Annotated in this window: 15 protein-coding genes; 5 read left to right on the forward strand and 10 right to left on the reverse strand. The window is 70.0% G+C overall.

Annotated features, from left to right (window positions below; all coding sequences use genetic code 11):
- Window positions 1-73: 73 nt before the first annotated feature.
- Entirely contained in the window at window positions 74-1,411 is a 1,338-nt protein-coding gene (locus ASE76_RS12920) for a hemolysin family protein (protein ID WP_055840123.1), read from the forward strand.
- Here the strand turns inward: ASE76_RS12920 and ASE76_RS12925 are convergent.
- The 6 genes from ASE76_RS12925 to ASE76_RS12950 form a co-directional block, all read right to left on the reverse strand.
- Window positions 1,327-2,379 carry a tRNA-dihydrouridine synthase gene (locus ASE76_RS12925; RefSeq protein ID WP_055840125.1) on the reverse strand — a complete coding sequence of 351 codons (1,053 nt, stop codon included), beginning with the start codon at window positions 2,377-2,379 and terminating at the stop codon, window positions 1,327-1,329. The genes ASE76_RS12920 and ASE76_RS12925 overlap by 85 nt on opposite strands.
- Window positions 2,380-2,458: 79 nt before the next feature.
- Complete coding sequence (locus ASE76_RS12930) at window positions 2,459-2,737, reverse strand: hypothetical protein (protein ID WP_055840127.1); 279 nt, start codon at window positions 2,735-2,737, stop codon at window positions 2,459-2,461.
- Between the two features lie 99 nt (window positions 2,738-2,836).
- The gene (locus ASE76_RS12935; protein ID WP_055840130.1) at window positions 2,837-4,885 is read right to left on the reverse strand and encodes a sensor histidine kinase; all 2,049 of its coding nucleotides are present in this window, start codon (window positions 4,883-4,885) and stop codon (window positions 2,837-2,839) included.
- 8 nt (window positions 4,886-4,893) lie between these two features.
- Complete coding sequence (locus tag ASE76_RS12940) at window positions 4,894-7,137, reverse strand: EAL domain-containing protein (protein WP_055840132.1); 2,244 nt, start codon at window positions 7,135-7,137, stop codon at window positions 4,894-4,896.
- A 147-nt stretch (window positions 7,138-7,284) separates the two neighbouring features.
- Complete coding sequence (locus ASE76_RS12945; RefSeq protein ID WP_055840134.1) at window positions 7,285-7,950, reverse strand: lytic transglycosylase domain-containing protein; 666 nt, start codon at window positions 7,948-7,950, stop codon at window positions 7,285-7,287.
- The gene (locus ASE76_RS12950) at window positions 7,947-9,692 is read right to left on the reverse strand and encodes a proline--tRNA ligase (RefSeq protein ID WP_055840136.1); all 1,746 of its coding nucleotides are present in this window, start codon (window positions 9,690-9,692) and stop codon (window positions 7,947-7,949) included. The genes ASE76_RS12945 and ASE76_RS12950 overlap by 4 nt, the downstream gene beginning before the upstream one ends.
- A 143-nt stretch (window positions 9,693-9,835) precedes the next feature.
- Between ASE76_RS12950 and ASE76_RS12955 the strand changes: the two genes are divergently transcribed.
- Together ASE76_RS12955 and ASE76_RS12960 are read left to right on the forward strand one after the other, a co-directional pair.
- Complete coding sequence (locus tag ASE76_RS12955; protein ID WP_055840138.1) at window positions 9,836-10,495, forward strand: RNA pyrophosphohydrolase; 660 nt, start codon at window positions 9,836-9,838, stop codon at window positions 10,493-10,495.
- A complete protein-coding gene (locus ASE76_RS12960) occupies window positions 10,482-11,018 on the forward strand; it encodes a CNP1-like family protein (protein WP_082448459.1) in 537 nt (178 codons plus the stop codon). Before ASE76_RS12955 ends, ASE76_RS12960 begins: the two co-directional genes overlap by 14 nt.
- 47 nt (window positions 11,019-11,065) lie before the next feature.
- On the opposite strand, the gene proB is transcribed toward ASE76_RS12960, so the two are convergent.
- From proB to rplU, 4 genes are all read right to left on the reverse strand, one after another.
- A complete protein-coding gene (gene proB / locus ASE76_RS12965) occupies window positions 11,066-12,217 on the reverse strand; it encodes a glutamate 5-kinase (protein ID WP_055840143.1) in 1,152 nt (383 codons plus the stop codon).
- A gap of 61 nt (window positions 12,218-12,278) precedes the next feature.
- Window positions 12,279-13,376 (reverse strand): Obg family GTPase CgtA, encoded by a 1,098-nt coding sequence (gene cgtA / locus ASE76_RS12970; RefSeq protein ID WP_055840145.1) that lies wholly within the window; start codon window positions 13,374-13,376, stop codon window positions 12,279-12,281.
- 111 nt (window positions 13,377-13,487) lie between these two features.
- Window positions 13,488-13,745: a 50S ribosomal protein L27 gene (rpmA, locus tag ASE76_RS12975; protein WP_055840147.1), complete on the reverse strand. Its 258-nt coding sequence runs from the start codon at window positions 13,743-13,745 to the stop codon at window positions 13,488-13,490.
- Between the two features lie 12 nt (window positions 13,746-13,757).
- Window positions 13,758-14,069, reverse strand: coding sequence for a 50S ribosomal protein L21 (gene rplU / locus ASE76_RS20095; protein WP_082448461.1), 312 nt, complete (start codon window positions 14,067-14,069; stop codon window positions 13,758-13,760).
- Between the two features lie 253 nt (window positions 14,070-14,322).
- Between rplU and ASE76_RS12985 the strand changes: the two genes are divergently transcribed.
- Both ASE76_RS12985 and pilB read left to right on the forward strand, forming a co-directional pair.
- Window positions 14,323-15,252: a polyprenyl synthetase family protein gene (locus tag ASE76_RS12985; protein ID WP_055840480.1), complete on the forward strand. Its 930-nt coding sequence runs from the start codon at window positions 14,323-14,325 to the stop codon at window positions 15,250-15,252.
- Window positions 15,253-15,410: 158 nt separating this feature from the next.
- Window positions 15,411-17,138, forward strand: coding sequence for a type IV-A pilus assembly ATPase PilB (pilB, locus tag ASE76_RS12990; protein ID WP_055840150.1), 1,728 nt, complete (start codon window positions 15,411-15,413; stop codon window positions 17,136-17,138).
- The last annotated feature ends 16 nt before the right edge of the window (window positions 17,139-17,154 follow it).

Raw genomic sequence — 17,154 nt, forward strand, 5'->3', positions numbered from 1 at the left:
ATCGGCGGTTACGGTGCGACAGGGCGGGCACCCCTAAACTGTCGGCCCTGCCGCGCGGCGCCCGCACTCTCCCATGTCCCTGTCCACCAGCCTGCTCCTCATCGTCTGCCTGATCGCCGCCAGCGCATTCTTCTCGGTCGCCGAGATCTCGCTGGCCGCCTCGCGCCGGCTGCGGCTGCGCCAACTGGCCGACGAGGGCGAGGCGCGGGCCGAGCGGGTGATGCGGCTGCAGGAGCTACCCGGCCCCTACTTCACCGTGGTGCAGGTCGGGCAGAACGCGATCGCGATCCTGGGCGGCATCGTGGGCGAAGGCGCGCTCAGCCCGTTCTTCGAATCAGCCTTCGCGCTCTCGCCCTTCGCCGCGCCGCGGGCGGCCACCTGGGGTTTCCTGGCCTCCTTCGTGCTGGTGACCTCGCTCTTCATCCTCTTCGCCGACCTGGTGCCCAAGCGCATGGGCATGGGCGACCCCGAGCGGATCGCGGTGCGGGTGGTCAAGCCGATGCTGCTGCTGATGCGCATCTTCCGCCCGGTGGTCTGGGTCTACAGCCAACTGGCCGACGGGCTGTTCCGCCTGTTCGGCCTGCCGGCGCAACGCGACGACCGGATCACCTCGCAGGACATCCTGGCGATGACCGAGGCCGGCGCCCTGGCCGGCGTATTGCTGGCCAGCGAGCAGCAGGTGATCGCCAACGTCTTCTCGCTCGACACCCGCACCGTCGCCAGCGCCATGACCCAGCGCGACCGCATCGCCTACTTTTTGCGCGACGACCCCGACACGGTGATCCGCGCCCGGATCGCCGCCGAGCCGTTCTCGACCTACCCGGTCTGCGACGGCGACATCGACCATGTGCTGGGCTACGTCGATGCCAAGGACCTGTTCCAGCGGGCGCTCAACAACCTGCCGATCAACTTCGCCGACGCGGGCCTGGTGCACAAGGCGCTGATCGTGCCCGACCGGCTGTCGCTCGCCGAGGTGCTCGACCAGTTCCGGCTGGTGGGCGAGGATTTCGCGGTCATCGTCAACGAGTACAGCCTGGTGGTGGGCGTGGTGACGCTCAACGACGTGATGAGCACGGTGATGGGCGACCTGATCTCGCCGCTCGACGAAGAGCAGATCGTGCGGCGCGACGCCGACTCGTGGCTGATCGACGGCGTCACCCCGATCCAGGACGTGCGCCACGCGCTCGGCCTGGTGGACGACCTGCCCCACCCCGACGACTACGAGACGCTGGCCGGCTTCCTGATGGTGATGCTGCGCCGGGTCCCGCGCCGCACCGACAGCGTCAGCTGGGGCGGCTACAAGTTCGAGGTGATGGACGTCGACAGCTACCGGATCGACCAGGTGCTGGTGTCGCGCACCGGCACCGGCACCGGCACCGGTGCGGGCGCGGCGACCGCATCGCCGGCCTGAAGCCCCGCCATCCACGCATCGACCTGTTCGGGCTCGGTCATCGTGCGCACCGTCTGGAAGGCCGTCTCGGCCTCGGGAAAGCGGCGGCGCAGCAGGTTGAGCCACTGCTTGAGCCGGCCGACCCGCTGCCGGCCGGGAAAGCAGGTGCTGATCCGGATCCAGAAGGCGGCGACCTGCAGCCGCACCCGGGGCCAGCCGACCGGCGGCGGCGTGCCGGGCTCGCCGTCGGCCGCGCGGATCGCCCAGGCCAGGCCCGGGTCGGCCACGATGCCGCGGCCCAGCATCAGCGCGGTACCGCCCGAGCGTTCGCGGCAGCGCAGCGCGTCCTCCACCGTCCAGATCTCGCCGTTGGCGACCACCGGGATCGCCACCGCCGCGCGGATCGCCGGGATGCGCTCCCAGTAGGCGGGCGGCCGGTAGCCGTCGGTCTTGGTGCGGGCATGCACCACCAGTTCGCAGGCGCCCGCCTCGGCCAGCGCCACGGCGCATTCCACCGCGCCGTTGCCGTCGCGCACGCCCAGCCGCATCTTGGCCGAGACGGGGATGTGGGCCGGCACCGCCATACGCACCGCCGCGACGATGGCGTGCAGCAACTCCGGGGTATCGAGCAGCGCGGCGCCGCCGCCGTGGCGGTTGACGATCGCCGCCGGGCAGCCGAAGTTGAGATCGATGCCCGCCGGCGCCAGCCGCGCAAGGGCGGCCGCGTTGGCGGCCATGCAGGCCGGGTCGGAGCCGAGCAGCTGCGGCCGCACCGGCACGCCGGCGGGGGTACGGCTGCCGTTGCGCAGTTCGGGCACGTAGCGGTGGAAGACGCGGTCGGGCAGCACCGTGTCGGAGACGCGGATGAACTCCGACACGCAGCGGTCGATGCCGCCCACCCGGGTCAGCATGTCGCGCAGCAGGAAATCGAGCAGCCCCTCCATCGGGGCCAGCAGTATCGGGGCGGGTGTCGGCGTCGGCTGCGTCATCGGGCCGCTATTGTGCCGGACGCATTGCTACTATATTAATAGCTGAAGGCCGGCGCGGGACGCCGGCCGCAGCCCTTTTTCATCGCGCACGGCTGCGGCTGCGGCCGGTGCGGGCCTTGGCCCGGCGGCTGCGGTGGTGGCGGGTGGTTTTGGGCTTCTTGGCGGTCTTGGCCGATTTGCGGAACGATTCGTCGGTCGGCGCGCCCTTGGAATTGGGCTTGCGCATCGTCTCGCCGCTGCCGGCGGCGATGCGGCGGCGCTTGGCCTGGATGTTGGCGTAGAGACCCTTCTTCGGCTTGCCGCCGGATTTCCGGGAAGAGGACGATTTGGACGATGCGGAGGTCGAGGTGCTGGTCATGGCGGTGGCTGGGGCAGTGGCTGTTAGGACCGTCAGGTTGCGGCGGCGAACGCTGCCGCGGTGAAAGCCGGGGCCGATGCACCGGGTCGGCCTGCTTCCTCAGCTGTGCGCAGCGGGTGCCGCGGCTCCGGGGCGTTCGGGCGCCCGGCGCGGCAGCCGCACGGTGAAGACGGTGCCGCGGCCCGGCGCCGGCAGCCCGTCCGGCACCGGGCTGTCGGCCCGCAGCGTGCCGCCCAGCACGTCGGCCACGATCTGGTGGACGATGTGCAGACCCAGGCCGGTGCCTCCGGCATGGCGCCGGGTGGTGAAGAACGGGTCGAATATCTGCGGCAGGTCGGCGGCCGGAATGCCGGCGCCGTCGTCGGCGACCCGGATCCGCACGTGGTCGGGGCCGTCCGCCGCCACCTCGACCACGATGGTGCCGGTGCCCTGGGCGCCGAAGGCGTGCAGCACCGCGTTGTCGAGCAGGTTCGACACCGCCTGCTCCAGCGGGCCGGGGTAGCTGTCCATCTCCAGGCCGGGAGGCAGCAGCAGTTGCAGGTCGACGGTGCCGCCGGCCGGCCAGTGGCGCAGCCGGGGGTCGGCATCGAGCACGATCTGCCCCAGGTCGAACACCCGGCGCTGCATGCTGGTCCGGTCGACCGCCACCTGCTTGAAGCGCTGCACCAGGCCGGCGGCGCGGCGCACCGCGTCGGCCACCGTCTGCATCGCGCCGTCGCTCATCGCCACGTAGCGGTCCAGGTCGGAGCGGCGCAAGCCCTGCTGCAGCCGCGCGGCGAGCATGTCCAGCTCCTGCCGCGCGGTGCTGAGCGCCAGGGTGGCGCTGCCGAGCGGGGTGTTCAGCTCGTGCGCCACGCCGGCCACCATCAGCCCGAGGGAGGACAGCCGGGCGGCGCGGGCCAAGTCGTCCTGCACGCTGCGCAGGTTGTCGTTGGCGATGGTGAGCGCGCGGTTGGCCTGGTGCAGGGCGCGGGTGTGGCGGGCGTCGGCCCGCAGGCTGCGCAGCAGCTGGGAGCTGAGCACCACCGCCGCGAGCAGCGCGGCCGCCATGCAGGCCGCCAGCGGCAGCTGCCAGCGCCAGCCCTCCCAGGCGGTCGAGAGCCGGTCGGCCCGCGCCACCAGCAGCAGGCGCGGCTCGGGCGATGCGGGCGGCGGCGGCGGCGCCGCGGCGCCCAGCTCGCGCGCCAGGCCGAAATGGCGGAAGGTCCATTCGCCGCCGCTGCCGCGGCCCTCGGCGCCGCGGTAGAGGCCGTCGCCCTGCGCCTGCATCGCCGCCCACAGGCCGGGGTCGGTCTCGGCCACGGTGGCCGACCAGTCGCGCCCGGGCTCCGGCCCGCGGATCCACCGGCCGTCCGGATGCGCCACGAACAGCTCGACATGGTGCGACCGGCCCAGGGCCACGATCCGCTCCAGCAGGTCGTTGGCCAGCAGTTCGAGCGATACCGCGCCGCGCAGGGTCTCGCCGTCGAACCGGGCGGCCGTGGCGCGCAGCACCGGCTGCGGCGGACGGCCGTCGACCGCGGGCCGCAACTCGAAGCCCGACAGGTACACCTCGCCCTGCGGCAGGTGCGACACCCGGTCGAAGTCGATATGGTTGCGGGCGTTCTGCAGCCGGTCGGGCGGCGCGAGCGCCCGGTTGCGCGCGACGGCCACGCCCGGCGCGGCATAGAGGCCGGGCGACGGGCCGGCGGTGTAGTCGACCCGCAGCCGCTCCCGGCCGTCGGCATCGACCAGCCGCAGGTGGTCGTACGAGGGTGCGCCGCGGGCGAAGGCCAGCATCAGCCGCGCGGTGTCGGAATCGGACGCGAGCGCGGCACCGTCGTCGTCGAGGGTGGAGACGGCTTCCAGGAATCGCACGTCGTTGCGCACGCTGTCGATCACCCGTCCGGCCACGCTGGCGGCCTGGAACAGCGCCAGCTCGCGCGCCCGCTGCACCGGGCTGTCGAAGGTCTGGCGCATCTGCTGCCACAGCAGCGGAAAGCCCAGCCCCATCGCCAGCAGCCAGGGCAGCAGCAGCAGCGCCAGCCGCAGGTGGCGCCGCAGCGGATGGCGCGCGGGTGCTGCGGCGGCGCCGGCGGGCGACGCCGGCGGCCGCGCGCCATCGCCCGCCGGACCGTGCTCCAGGGTGGGCGGTGCGGGCGCGGGCATGGCGGCGTCTACTGGGACTGGAGCCGCGCGATGAACGCCTCGAGCGGCTCGGGCCGTGCGAAGAAATAGCCCTGGGCCAGCGGACACCCGCGGTCCCGCAGCCACTCGGCCTGCGCGGCGTTCTCGACGCCTTCGGCCAGCACCTTCAGGCCCAGGTGGGCGCCCAGGTCGACCACGAGCCCGGCGATCGGCGCGCGGCGGGCCGAGGCACCGGGCACGCCGATGTCCTGGATGAAGCTGCGATCGACCTTCAGCATGCCGAGCGGCAGGTCCTGCAGGTAGGCGAGCGACGAATGGCCGGTGCCGAAGTCGTCCACCGCCACCATGAAGCCCCGGTCGCGCAACGCGTGCAGCACCGCGATGTTGGCCTGGTGATCGCCCATCATGGCCGACTCGGTGATCTCCAGGTCGAGCCGCGAGGGCGCGATGCCGTGGAGCTCCAGCACCGCCATCAGCTCGGCCACGAAGGTGCGGCGCGCCAGCTGGTGGGGCGACACGTTCACCGCCACCGAGATGTGCTGGAAACCCGCTTCGGCCAGGCGCACCAGCGCGCGGCAGGCCAGCTCGATCACCTGCTGGCCCAGGTGCACCACCAGTCCGCTGGCCTCGGCCACCGGCACGAAGTCGTTGGGCGCGATCGCCGTGCCGTCGGGCAGGGTCCAGCGGGCCAGCGCCTCGGCGCCGACGATGGCGCCGGTCGCCAGCGCGATCTGCGGCTGCAGCTCGATGCGCAGCTGGTGCTCGCGCAGGCCGTGGTAGAGCTGACGCGACAGGGTGAAGTGCTGGTCGTTCTCGCGCTCCATGCCGGGCGCGTACTCCACCAGCCGCCGCAGACCCTGCGCGCGGGCGCGGCGCAGCAGCAGCATGGCCGCGGCCATCGCGCCGCGGCCGCTGCCGCGGAAGCTGTCGAGGTCCATCCGCGCGGCGCACACGCCGATGAAGGGCGGCAGCTGTTCGTCGCCCGGGTCGGCCGTCTCCAGCGCGTCGATGTGGGCCTCGTCCACCATCGCGCCGGGGCCGACGATGCCGAAGGTGTCGTCGTGCAGCCGCGCCACCATGCAGGGCGGCGGGAACACGTTGGCGAGCCGGGCCGCCATGCGCTTGAGCATCAGGTCGCCCTGGTCGATGCCCAGCGCCAGGCACCCCTGCGAATACTGGTTCAGGTCGATCAGCAGCAGCGCCCGGTCGCGCGGCGCGTGCATGTCGAGGATGGTGTCTATGCAGCGCATCAGCGCATTGCCGTTGGGCAGCGACAGCAGGCTGTCCTCCAATGCCATCCGGTTGAGCCGGCTGGTGAGCGACACGTTGATCAGCCCCGACTGGATGTTGGTGCAGAACACGCCGAGCAGTTCGCGCTCGGTCTCGTCGAGCGGGCGGCGGGTGGCCAGGTAGACCGCGGCGCGCGGGCTCTTGCCGGTGCCGGGGAAGAAGAGCACCTGGCTGGTGTCGGTCTCGACCGGCTGCTGGCGCGTGAGGCTCTGCACCAGCAGGTCGCGGATGCCTTCGTCGGCGAAGCTGTGCAGGTGGCGCGACACCTCGGGCGCGAAGCGGCCGGCCGCGCCCACCACCACCGCGCGGCCGGGATCGCCGTCGCCGCCGCGGCCGGCCTCCTGCACGCAGACCACGCTCTCGGGCGCCAGGCCCAGCAGCCGCGACAGCTCCCGGATCACATGGGCCGAGAACTCCTGCAGGTTGCGGGCGCGGTTGAGCGAGTTGCTGGCCTCGACGATGGTCTGCAGCCCCTGCCGCGCCCGGTTGAGCGCATGGATCTGCTCCCAGGCCCGCAGGTTGCCGGCCAGGATGCCGTGCAGCCGCTCCTGCGTCAGCTCGGTCTTGAGCCAGTAGTCGTTGATGTCGAGCCGGTCGATCGACTCCTTGAAGTCGCTCATGCCCGGCTGGCCGGTGAGCAGCACGATCCGCACCTCGGCGTTGCCGAGCAGCTCGCGCACGCTGCGCACCAGCCGCAGGCCGGCGTCGTCGGTCTCCATCACCACGTCGAGGAACACGACCGCCACCTCCGGATGGGCGGTGAGGTAGCGGGCGGCCTCGGCGGCGGAGTGGGCGCTCTTGAGCTGGACCGGCGCATCCTGGTAGCGGAAGCCGGTCAGGGCCTGGTGCAGGGCCTGCTGGAACTGCCGGTCGTCGTCGACGGTGAGCACCGTGAGGCCGGTGCCGGCGGGTGCGGCGTCGGCCGGCGAAGGCCCGTCGGATTCCGGTGCAAACACGAAGTCGTCGTCGTCTACCTGGGCCATGCCGCGTCCTTGACGGACTGCGGCGTGCAGTCCCGTTACATTGTGATGCGCTTCGAGCGCCACTGTAAAGCAAGCCTGCTTTTGCAGGGGTATATATCCTGCAGCATCGGCCGAACGGCGGTGCGGACCGTGTGCGAACGGTCGCGGTCAGCCCGCTGCGGTGTCCGAGAACTTCCAGATGCGCTGCGCCCCGAATACCGCATCCGGGTACGGCGCCCGCCCGCGGCTGCCGTTGTAGCGGCCGAGCGCCATGAAGGCATCGCCCCGCTCCCGCTCCAGGTAGTGGCGCAGGATCACGCAGCCGAAGCGCAGGTTGGTCTGCATGTGGAACAGCCGGCCGGCGTCGCCGTCGCCGATGGTGCGGGTCCAGAAGGGCATCACCTGCATGTAGCCCCGTGCGCCGACGCTGGAAACGGCGTACTTGCGGAACGCGCTCTCCACCTGCACCAGGCCCAGGACCAGCGACACGTCGAGGCCCGCGCGCCCCGCCTCGTACCAGACGGTGCGCAAGAACTCGACCCGGGTGTCGCGGTCGGGCACCCGCTTCTGCAGCCGCTCGGCCATCGCCGCCAGCCAGCGCAGGTAGGCCATGCGGGCGACGGTGGTGGGAAATTCCGGCACCGGCGGCGCCTGCTGGGCGATGGCCGAGCTGAGCGCGGTACGCACCGCGTCGGCCAGCGGTTCCTCCAGCTGCGAGCCGGCCGCAGCCTGCTTCGAAAAAGATAGCATAAGGCCGGCGGCGGGCGCCGACATCAGCCACTTTCGGCGTGAAAGATCGTCCAGCGCGGGTGGCGGACGCACCGTGCCGCTCATGCCGACAGGCGGCCCTTCACGTGGGCCAGGATGTCCGACAGGGCGACGGTGGTCGCGGCAGTGTCGCGGCGGTGCTGGTACTCGACCTGGCCTTCCTTGAGGCCCCGGTCAGAGAGCACCACCCGGTGCGGCACGCCGATCAGTTCCCAGTCGGCGAACATCGCGCCGGGGCGCTCGCCGCGGTCGTCCAGCAGCACGTCGACGCCGGCGGCCTGCAGGTCGGCGTAGAGCTGCAGCGCGGCCGTCTTCACCGCCTCGCTGCGGTCCATGCCGATCGGGCAGACCACCGCGGTGAAGGGGGCGATCGCGTCGGGCCACAGGATGCCGCGCTCGTCGTGGTTCTGCTCGATCGCCGCGGCCGGCAGCCGGGTGATGCCGATGCCGTAGCAGCCCATCTCGAAGTGCCGGGGCTTGCCGGTCTCGTCGAGGAAGGTGGCGTTCATCGCGGCGCTGTACTTGGTGCCCAGGAAGAAGACATGGCCCACCTCGATGCCGCGCTCGATCGCCAGCACGCCGCGGCCGTCGGGCGAGGGATCGCCCGCCACCACGTTGCGGATGTCGGCGACCAGATCGGGCTCGGGCAGGTCGCGGCCCCAGTTGACGCCGGTCAGGTGCACGTCGGGTTGGTTGGCGCCGCAGATCCAGTCGGCCATCGCGGCCACCTCGCGGTCGGCGACCAGGCGGACCGGCAGCAGCAGGTTCAGCGGGCCCAGGTAGCCGGGCTTGCAGCCGAAGTGCGCCTCGATCTCCGGCACCGTGGCGAAGCGGAAGCCCGCGTCCAGGCCCGGCACCTTGCCGACCTTGACTTCGTTCATGTCGTGGTCGCCGCGCAGCAGCAGCAGCCAGACCTGGCTCCCGACGATCTCGCCCTGCTCGTCGGTGGTGTCGGTGGCCAGGACCAGCGACTTGACGGTGGTCGCGAGCGGCACGCCCAGCAGCGCGGCCACGTCGGCGCAGGTGCTCTTGCCCGGGGTGGGGGTGTGGGCCAGGGCCTGGGTGGCGGCGCCCCGCGCACCGGCCGGCGCCAGGGCCTCGGCCTTTTCCATGTTGGCGGCGTAGTCGCTGTCGGGGCAGTAGACGATCGCGTCCTCGCCCGTGGCGGCGATCACCTGGAATTCCTGGCTCAGGTCGCCGCCGATGGCGCCGCTGTCGGCGGCCACGGCACGGTAGCGCAGGCCGAAACGGTCGAAGATGCGGCGGTAGGCATCCTTCATCACCTCGTAGCTCGCCTGGGCCGCCTCGGGGCTGCGGTCGAAGCTGTAGGCGTCCTTCATCGTGAACTCGCGGCCGCGCATCAGGCCGAAGCGCGGGCGGCGCTCGTCGCGGAACTTGGTCTGGATCTGGTAGAAATTCTTCGGCAGCTGCTTGTAGCTGCGCAGCTCCTGGCGGGCGATGTCGGTCACCACCTCCTCGCTGGTCGGCTGCACCACGAAGTCGCGGCCGTGGCGGTCGCGGATGCGCAGCAGCTCGGGGCCCATCTTGTCGAAGCGGCCGGTTTCCTGCCAGAGCTCGGCGGGCTGGACCACCGGCATGGTGACCTCGACCGCGCCGGCGCGGTTCATCTCCTCGCGCACGATCGCCTCGACCTTGCGGATCACCCGCAGGCCCATCGGCATGTAGCTGTAGATGCCGGCGCCCAGCTTCTTGATCAGGCCGGCACGCATCATCAGCCGGTGGCTCGCGACCTCGGCATCGGCGGGGGCCTCCTTCTGGGTGGAGACGAAGAACTGGGAAGCTTTCATGGGCGGCGCACTCGGAACACGGGGTGGGAAGGTCTGTCTGGGCGGCCCGAACGGAGCGAATCCGCGGGTGCCGGGGGCCGGGTCCTTGTCGCGCCGGGAGCGGCGTGCATAATGGACTCAGTTTAAAAAATTGGGGTTTGATTATGCTCGACAGGGACGGGTTCAGACCCAACGTCGGCATCATCCTGCTCAACCAGAAGAACCAGGTTTTCTGGGGCAAGCGCATCCGGACCCACAGCTGGCAATTCCCGCAAGGGGGCATCGACCGGGGCGAGACGCCCGAGCAGGCGATGTTCCGGGAACTACACGAAGAGGTAGGTCTGCATCCGGAGCACGTGCGCATCATGGCCCGAACCCGCGACTGGTTGCGCTACGAGGTGCCGGACCGGTACATACGCCGCGACGCGCGCGGTCACTACAAAGGCCAGAAACAGATCTGGTTCCTGTTGCAGCTCACGGGCCACGACTGGGACCTGAACCTGCGCGCCACCAACCACCCGGAGTTCGACGCCTGGCGCTGGAACGACTACTGGGTGCCGCTCGACGTGGTCGTGGAGTTCAAGCGCGGCGTCTACGAGATGGCGCTGACCGAGCTCTCCCGCTTCCTGCCCCGCTACGAACAGCGCAACCGCTTCCTGCGCAGCAGCATGCGGCCGATGCGCGAGCAGGACGGCGGCATGCACACCGGCTTCACCGGCGCGGCGCCTTTCGAGCTGCCGCCCGGCGCCACTTTCGAACCCGATCCCTCGATGGCCACGGCCTCGGCAGTGGCAGACAAGGAGGGTCCGCATGCCGGATCGTAGTTTCGGGCGTCGTGCCCGCGCAGCCGCCGCCGTGGCGCTGCTCGCCCTGGCCGTGGCCGCACCCGCGTCGGCCGGCCTGCTGGGCATCGGCGAGCCGGAAGGCGGCCGGGTCGAGCTGCCGCCGCCCGCGCCTCCGCCGTTGCGGACCGACAAGCTCGTGCCGGTCGTGTCGCCCGCCCAGTCGGCCGTGGCGATCGGGGTGGACCCGGCGTCGATCAGCATCATGAGCGACGGCATCGTCCGCTACGTCTCGGTGGCCCGCAGCCTGGCCGGCAACGCGGTGAACGCGACCTACGAAGGCATCCGCTGCAGCACCGCCGAGGTCAAGCTCTACGCCCGGCACTATGCCGAGGGCGAATGGCAATTGCAGGAAACGCCGACCTGGGTGTCCCTGTACGAGCCGCGTGCCCGCACCTCGCTGGCGATCGCCAAGGCGGGCGTCTGCAAGGACGCGTCGGCCAACCTCAGCCCGCAGCAGATCCTGCTCGACATGCGCGGCGACCCGAACCGCGGCACGCCCTGAACTGCGCCTGATACCGGCCCGTCGCGCAGAGGCGGCCGCAGCCGGGATCAACGGGTGAGGATCAGGTTGTCCCGGTGCAGCATCTCGGGCTCGGCCGCATAACCCAGCAGCTTCTCGATCTCGGACGACGCCTTGCGGCACAGCAGCCGCGCCTCGGCGCTCGCGTAGTTGGCCAGGCCGCGCGCGACCTCGGAGCCGGCCGCGTCGCGCACCGCGATCACGTCGCCCCGCGAGAAATCGCCCTCCACCGCCACCATGCCGATCGGCAGCAGGCTCTTGCCTTCGTCGCGCAGCTTGGCGACGGCGCCGGTATCGACCGTGACCGCGCCGCGCAGTTGCAGGTGGTCGGCGATCCACTGCTTGCGCGCCTGCTGCTTCTGCGTCTGCGCCACCAGCCGGGTGCCGATCGATTCGCCGGCCACCAGCCGCAGCAGCGCATCGGGCTCGCGGCCCCAGGCGATGACGGTCGAGGCGCCCGAACCGGCAGCCCGCTTGGCGGCCAAGATTTTGGTCAGCATTCCGCCGCGGCCGAGCGCGCTGCCGGCACCGCCGGCCATCGCCTCGAGCGCCGGGTCGCCGGCGCGGGCCTCGTGCACGAAGGTCGCCGCCGGGTCCTTGCGCGGATCGGCGGTGAACAGGCCCTTCTGGTCGGTGAGGATCACCAGCACGTCGGCCTCGACCAGGTTGGCCACCAGCGCGCCGAGCGTGTCGTTGTCGCCGAACTTGATCTCGTCGTTGACGACGGTGTCGTTCTCGTTGATCACCGGCACCACGCCCAGCTGCAGCAGGGTCAGCAGCGTCGAGCGGGCGTTGAGGTAGCGCTCGCGGTCGGCCAGGTCGCCGTGGGTCAGCAGCACCTGGGCGCTGCCCACGCCGTTCTCGCGCAGCTTGGTTTCGTACATCTGGGCCAGGCCCATCTGGCCCACGGCGGCGGCGGCCTGCAACTGGTGCACCGCGTGCGGCCGGGTCGCCCAGCCGAGCCGCTTCATGCCCTCGGCGATCGCGCCGCTCGAGACCATGATGACCTCGCGCTTCGGCACGCCATCGCCGCCGCGGACCAGCGCCGCCAGTTGCCGGCACCACTCGCCGATGGCCGCCTCGTCGAGCCCGCGGCCTTCGTTGGTCACCAGGCTGGAGCCGACCTTGACCACGATGCGCCGGGCGGTGCGCAGCGGGTTCGATGCACTTTCGTTCGTCATGTATGCCTGCAGCCCTTGCCGTTCGCCGGCTCTTAGCTATTATTTTTGTAGCAGATGGATATCAGTCGGCGCTGTCGGTGCCGGGCGCTGCAGCGGCCGGCGCATCGGCGAAGCGCGGATCGACCTCGGCCGGCGGCTGGCTGGCGATCTGCTCGGCCTTCACGTGGCGGTAGATCGCCTTGATCAGCGGCTCGCAGCCTTCGCGGGTCAGGGCCGATATCTCGAAGACCGGTCCCTTCCACTTGTAGCGCTTGACGAAATCCTTCACCAGCGCCGCCCGCGCATCGTCCTGCACCATGTCGAGCTTGTTGAGCACCAGCCAGCGCGGCTTCTCGTACAGGGCGGTGTCATACTTCTTCAGTTCGCCGACGATGGCCTTGGCCTGGGCGACCGGGTCCACCGTGTCGTCGAACGGCGCGAAATCGACCACGTGAAGCAGCAGCCGGGTGCGCTGCAGGTGGCGCAGGAACAGGTGGCCCAGCCCGGCGCCTTCGGACGCGCCTTCGATCAGGCCCGGAATGTCGGCCACGACGAAACTCTGCTCGGGCGCGACCCGCACCACGCCCAGGTTGGGGTGCAGGGTGGTGAAGGGATAGTCGGCGATCTTCGGCCGGGCGTTGGAGATGGCGGCGATCAGGGTCGACTTGCCGGCGTTGGGCATGCCGAGCAGGCCGACGTCGGCCAGCACCTTGAGTTCGAGCTTCAGGCTCTTCTTGTCGCCGGGCCAGCCCGGCGTCTTCTGCCGCGGCGCACGGTTGATCGCGCTCTTGAAGCGCATGTTGCCGAAGCCGCCGTCGCCGCCCTTGGCGATGGTGATTGTCTCGCCGGGCACCAGCAGTTCGTAGAGCACGTCGCCGGTTTCGGCGTCGGTGATGATGGTGCCGACCGGCATCTTCAGGGTGACGTCGTCGCCCGCGGCGCCGAACATGTCGGAGCCCATGCCGTGCTGGCCGCGCTTGGCGTCGTGCCGGCGCGAATAGCGGAAGTCGACCAGCGTGTTGAGGTTGGGATCGGCCACCGCGAACACGTGCCCGCCCCGCCCGCCGTCGCCACCGTTGGGGCCGCCGAACTCCTTGTACTTCTCGTGCCGGAACGACACGCAACCGTTGCCTCCGTCGCCGGCGGCCACGTCGATAAAGGCTTCGTCAACGAATTTCATGGTGCTGCAGTCTACAAAGGAGCGGAGCCGGCGGGCGCCTCGGGGCGGGCCACGGGTCCGGAAAACAAGAAGCCCCGTCGAGCGGGGCTTCTGAGGACGTCGAAACGAAGCTTACGCTGGCGTGACGTTGATCACCTGCTTGTTCAGCGGGCCCTTCACACCGAACGACACGTGGCCGTCGACGAGTGCGAAGATGGTGTGGTCCTTGCCCACGCCGGCATTGGCGCCGGCATGGAAGCGCGTACCGCGCTGGCGCACGATGATCGAGCCGGCGGTGATGAGCTCACCACCGAAAGCCTTCACGCCGAGCATCTTGGGCTTGGAATCGCGCCCGTTTCGCGTAGAGCCGCCGCCTTTTTTCTGTGCCATGACCTGTGCTCCTTAACCGGCGATCGCGCCGATTTGCAGTTCGGTGAACTGCTGGCGATGGCCTTGACGTTTCTGATAGTGCTTGCGACGGCGCATCTTGAAGATGCGAACCTTGTCGTGCTTGCCGTGGGACAGTACGGTGACTGTCACGGTTGCGCCGGACACCAGGGGCGTTCCGACCTTGAGTTCAGCGCCGTTTCCGACGGCCAGAACCTGGTCGATCACGATTTCCTGGCCTACGTCCGCAGCAATCTGTTCTACTTTAATTTTTTCGCCGGAAGCAACGCGATACTGCTTGCCGCCGGTTTTTATGACCGCGTACATGTAAACCTCTTGGTACTCTCGAAGAGCTGAGTTCCGCAGACGGATTTCTGCAGAGCCCATGATTATAGCAGTTGGGATCCGACTTGCCTATTTTTCGCGCAGCGGCCGTGCGCCGCCGGCGCCGACCGGCGCCATTCCTATAATCCGCCAGCCCTTCCGCCAGCGCCCAGACCCGCCTCCCTTGACACCCACCGCCGCTCTCTCCGCCCCCGCCGCCACGACGGCCGACACGATCGCCCTCGTCGCAGACGACATGCGTGCCGTGGACGTCGCCATCAACACCCGGCTCGATTCCGGCGTGCCGCTGGTCGGCGAGGTGGCCCGCTACATCATCGCCGGCGGCGGCAAGCGCCTGCGGCCCGCCCTGCTGCTGCTGGCCTGCGGCGCCCTCGAATGCGACGACCCGCGGCGGTTCGACCTGGCGGCGGTGGTCGAGTTCATCCACACCGCTACCCTGCTGCACGACGACGTGGTGGACGACTCGACCCTGCGCCGCGGACGCGCCACCGCCAACGAGATCTTCGGCAACCCGGCGAGCGTGCTGGTCGGCGATTTCCTCTATTCCCGCGCCTTCCAGATGATGGTCGAGGCGGGGGACATGCGGATCATGGAAACGCTGGCCGAGGCCACCAACGTCATCGCCGAGGGCGAGGTGCTGCAGCTGATGAACATGCACGACGCGGGTCTCGACCAGGCCGGCTACCTGCGCGTGATCCGCTCCAAGACCGCCAAGCTGTTCGAGGCCAGCGCCCGCATCGGCGCGCTGCTGGCCGGCGCACCCCCCGGGATCGAGGCCGCCTGCGCCACTTATGGCCAGGCGCTCGGCACCGCCTTCCAGGTGATCGACGACGTCCTCGACTACGACGGCGACACCCAGGAAATGGGCAAGAACCTGGGCGACGACCTGCGCGAGGGCAAGGTCACCCTGCCGCTGATCGTCGCGATGCAGCGGGCCTCGGACGCGCAGACCCGGGTGATCCGCGAGGCGATCGAGACCGGCAACCTGGCCGACATGGGCCGGATCGTGGACATCGTCCGCGAAACCGGCGCACTCGACGCGACCCGCGACGCCGCGGCCGCCGAGGCGCAGCGCGCGATCGATGCGATCGCCGAGTTGCCGGCCAACGCCTGCACGGCGGGCCTGGTGCAACTGGCAGCGCAACTGCTCACGCGACGCGCCTAGCGTCGCCGTCCGGCAGCCGACGGCGCACCGGCGCAGCCGGCCCGTCTGGCTCCAAAACAACACACCGGCGGTCCCGGCGCCGCCGCCAGCAGGTCGGGGGCGCGGTTGAAAAAGGGCGATGGTAGGATGCACTTTTTTACTCCTGCATTCCCCACGGCATGGCTGTTGTAGATACCCCGTCCAAAGACGTTGCGCCTGTCGCCCTGCCCGGATTGGGCCGGACGCTGATCGCAGCCGGGGTACTGGACCAGCACGCGGCCGAGGCCATCTACCGCAAGGCGCTGGCCAACCGCACCAGCTTCCTCGCCGAATTGACCCATTCGGGAACGGTGGTACCGGCCGACATGGCGCACGCGGTGTCCGCCGCGTTCGGCGCTCCCCTGCTGGACCTGACGGCGATCGATCCGCTGCGGCTGCCCCGCGAACTGCTCGACGAGAAGATCTGCCAGGCCTACCGGGTGGTGGTGCTGAGCAAGCGCAGCAACCGGCTGATCGTCGCCACCGCCGACCCGACCGACCAGGAAGCGGCCGAGAAGATCAAGTTCTCGACCCAGCTCGGCGTGGACTGGGTGATCGCCGAGTACGACAAGCTGGCGAAGCTGCTCCAGTCGCTCGCGCCCAGCGAAGCCGAAAAGCTCGACACGATGCTGGGGTCGGAATTCCAGTTCGACGAGGAAGCGGCACCGCAGGAGGCGGTGGACTCGCTCGCCACCGAGGTGGAAGACGCGCCGATCGTCAAGTTCCTCCAGAAGATGCTGCTCGATGCGTTCAACATGCGCGCGTCCGACCTGCATTTCGAGCCCTACGAGCACAACTACCGGGTCCGCTTCCGGATCGACGGCGAACTGCGCGAGTTCGCCTCGCCGCCCACCGCGATCAAGGACAAGCTCGCCTCCCGGATCAAGGTCATCTCGCGGCTCGACATTTCGGAAAAGCGCATTCCCCAGGACGGGCGGATGAAGCTCAAGATCTCGGCCGACCGGGTGATCGATTTCCGGGTGAGCACGCTGCCGACGCTCTTCGGCGAGAAGATCGTGATCCGGATCCTGGACCCGAGCAGCGCCAAGCTGGGAATCGACGCGCTCGGCTACGAACCCGAAGAGAAGGCGCGGCTGATGCACGCCATCGGCCGGCCCTACGGGATGATCCTGGTCACCGGGCCCACCGGTTCGGGCAAGACGGTGTCGCTCTACACCTGCCTGAACCTGCTCAACCAGCCGGGCGTCAACATCGCCACGGCCGAAGATCCGTCAGAAATCAACCTGCCGGGCGTCAACCAGGTCAACGTCAACGAGAAGGCGGGCCTGACCTTCGCCGCGGCACTCAAGTCCTTCCTGCGGCAGGATCCCGACATCATCATGGTCGGCGAAATCCGCGACCTGGAAACCGCCGACATCTCGATCAAGGCCGCGCAGACCGGTCACCTGGTGCTGTCCACGCTGCACACCAACGACGCGCCCACCACGCTGACGCGGATGCGCAACATGGGCATCGCGCCCTTCAACATCGCCTCCAGCGTGATCCTGATCACCGCGCAGCGGCTCGCCCGCAAGCTCTGCCCGGTGTGCAAGCAGCCGGCCGAGATTCCGAAGTCGGCCCTGCTCGACGCCGGCTTCAAGGAAGACCAGGTCGACGGCAGCTGGGTGCCCTACCGCGCGGTGGGATGCTCCGCCTGCAACAACGGCTACAAGGGCCGGGTCGGTATCTACCAGGTGATGCCCATCTCGGACGCGCAGCAAACCATCATCCTGCGCGACGGCAGTGCTCCCGAGATCGCCGCCCAGGCGCGGCTCGAAGGGGTGCGCTCGCTGCGCGAGTCGGGCCTGCTCAAGGTGCGGCTGGGCCAGACCTCGCTCGAGGAAGTGCTCGCGGTCACCAACGAATAACGTACGACAACACACG

Origin of the sequence: Xylophilus sp. Leaf220 (assembly GCF_001421705.1) — a bacterium.
Lineage (GTDB): Bacteria > Pseudomonadota > Gammaproteobacteria > Burkholderiales > Burkholderiaceae_C > Xylophilus.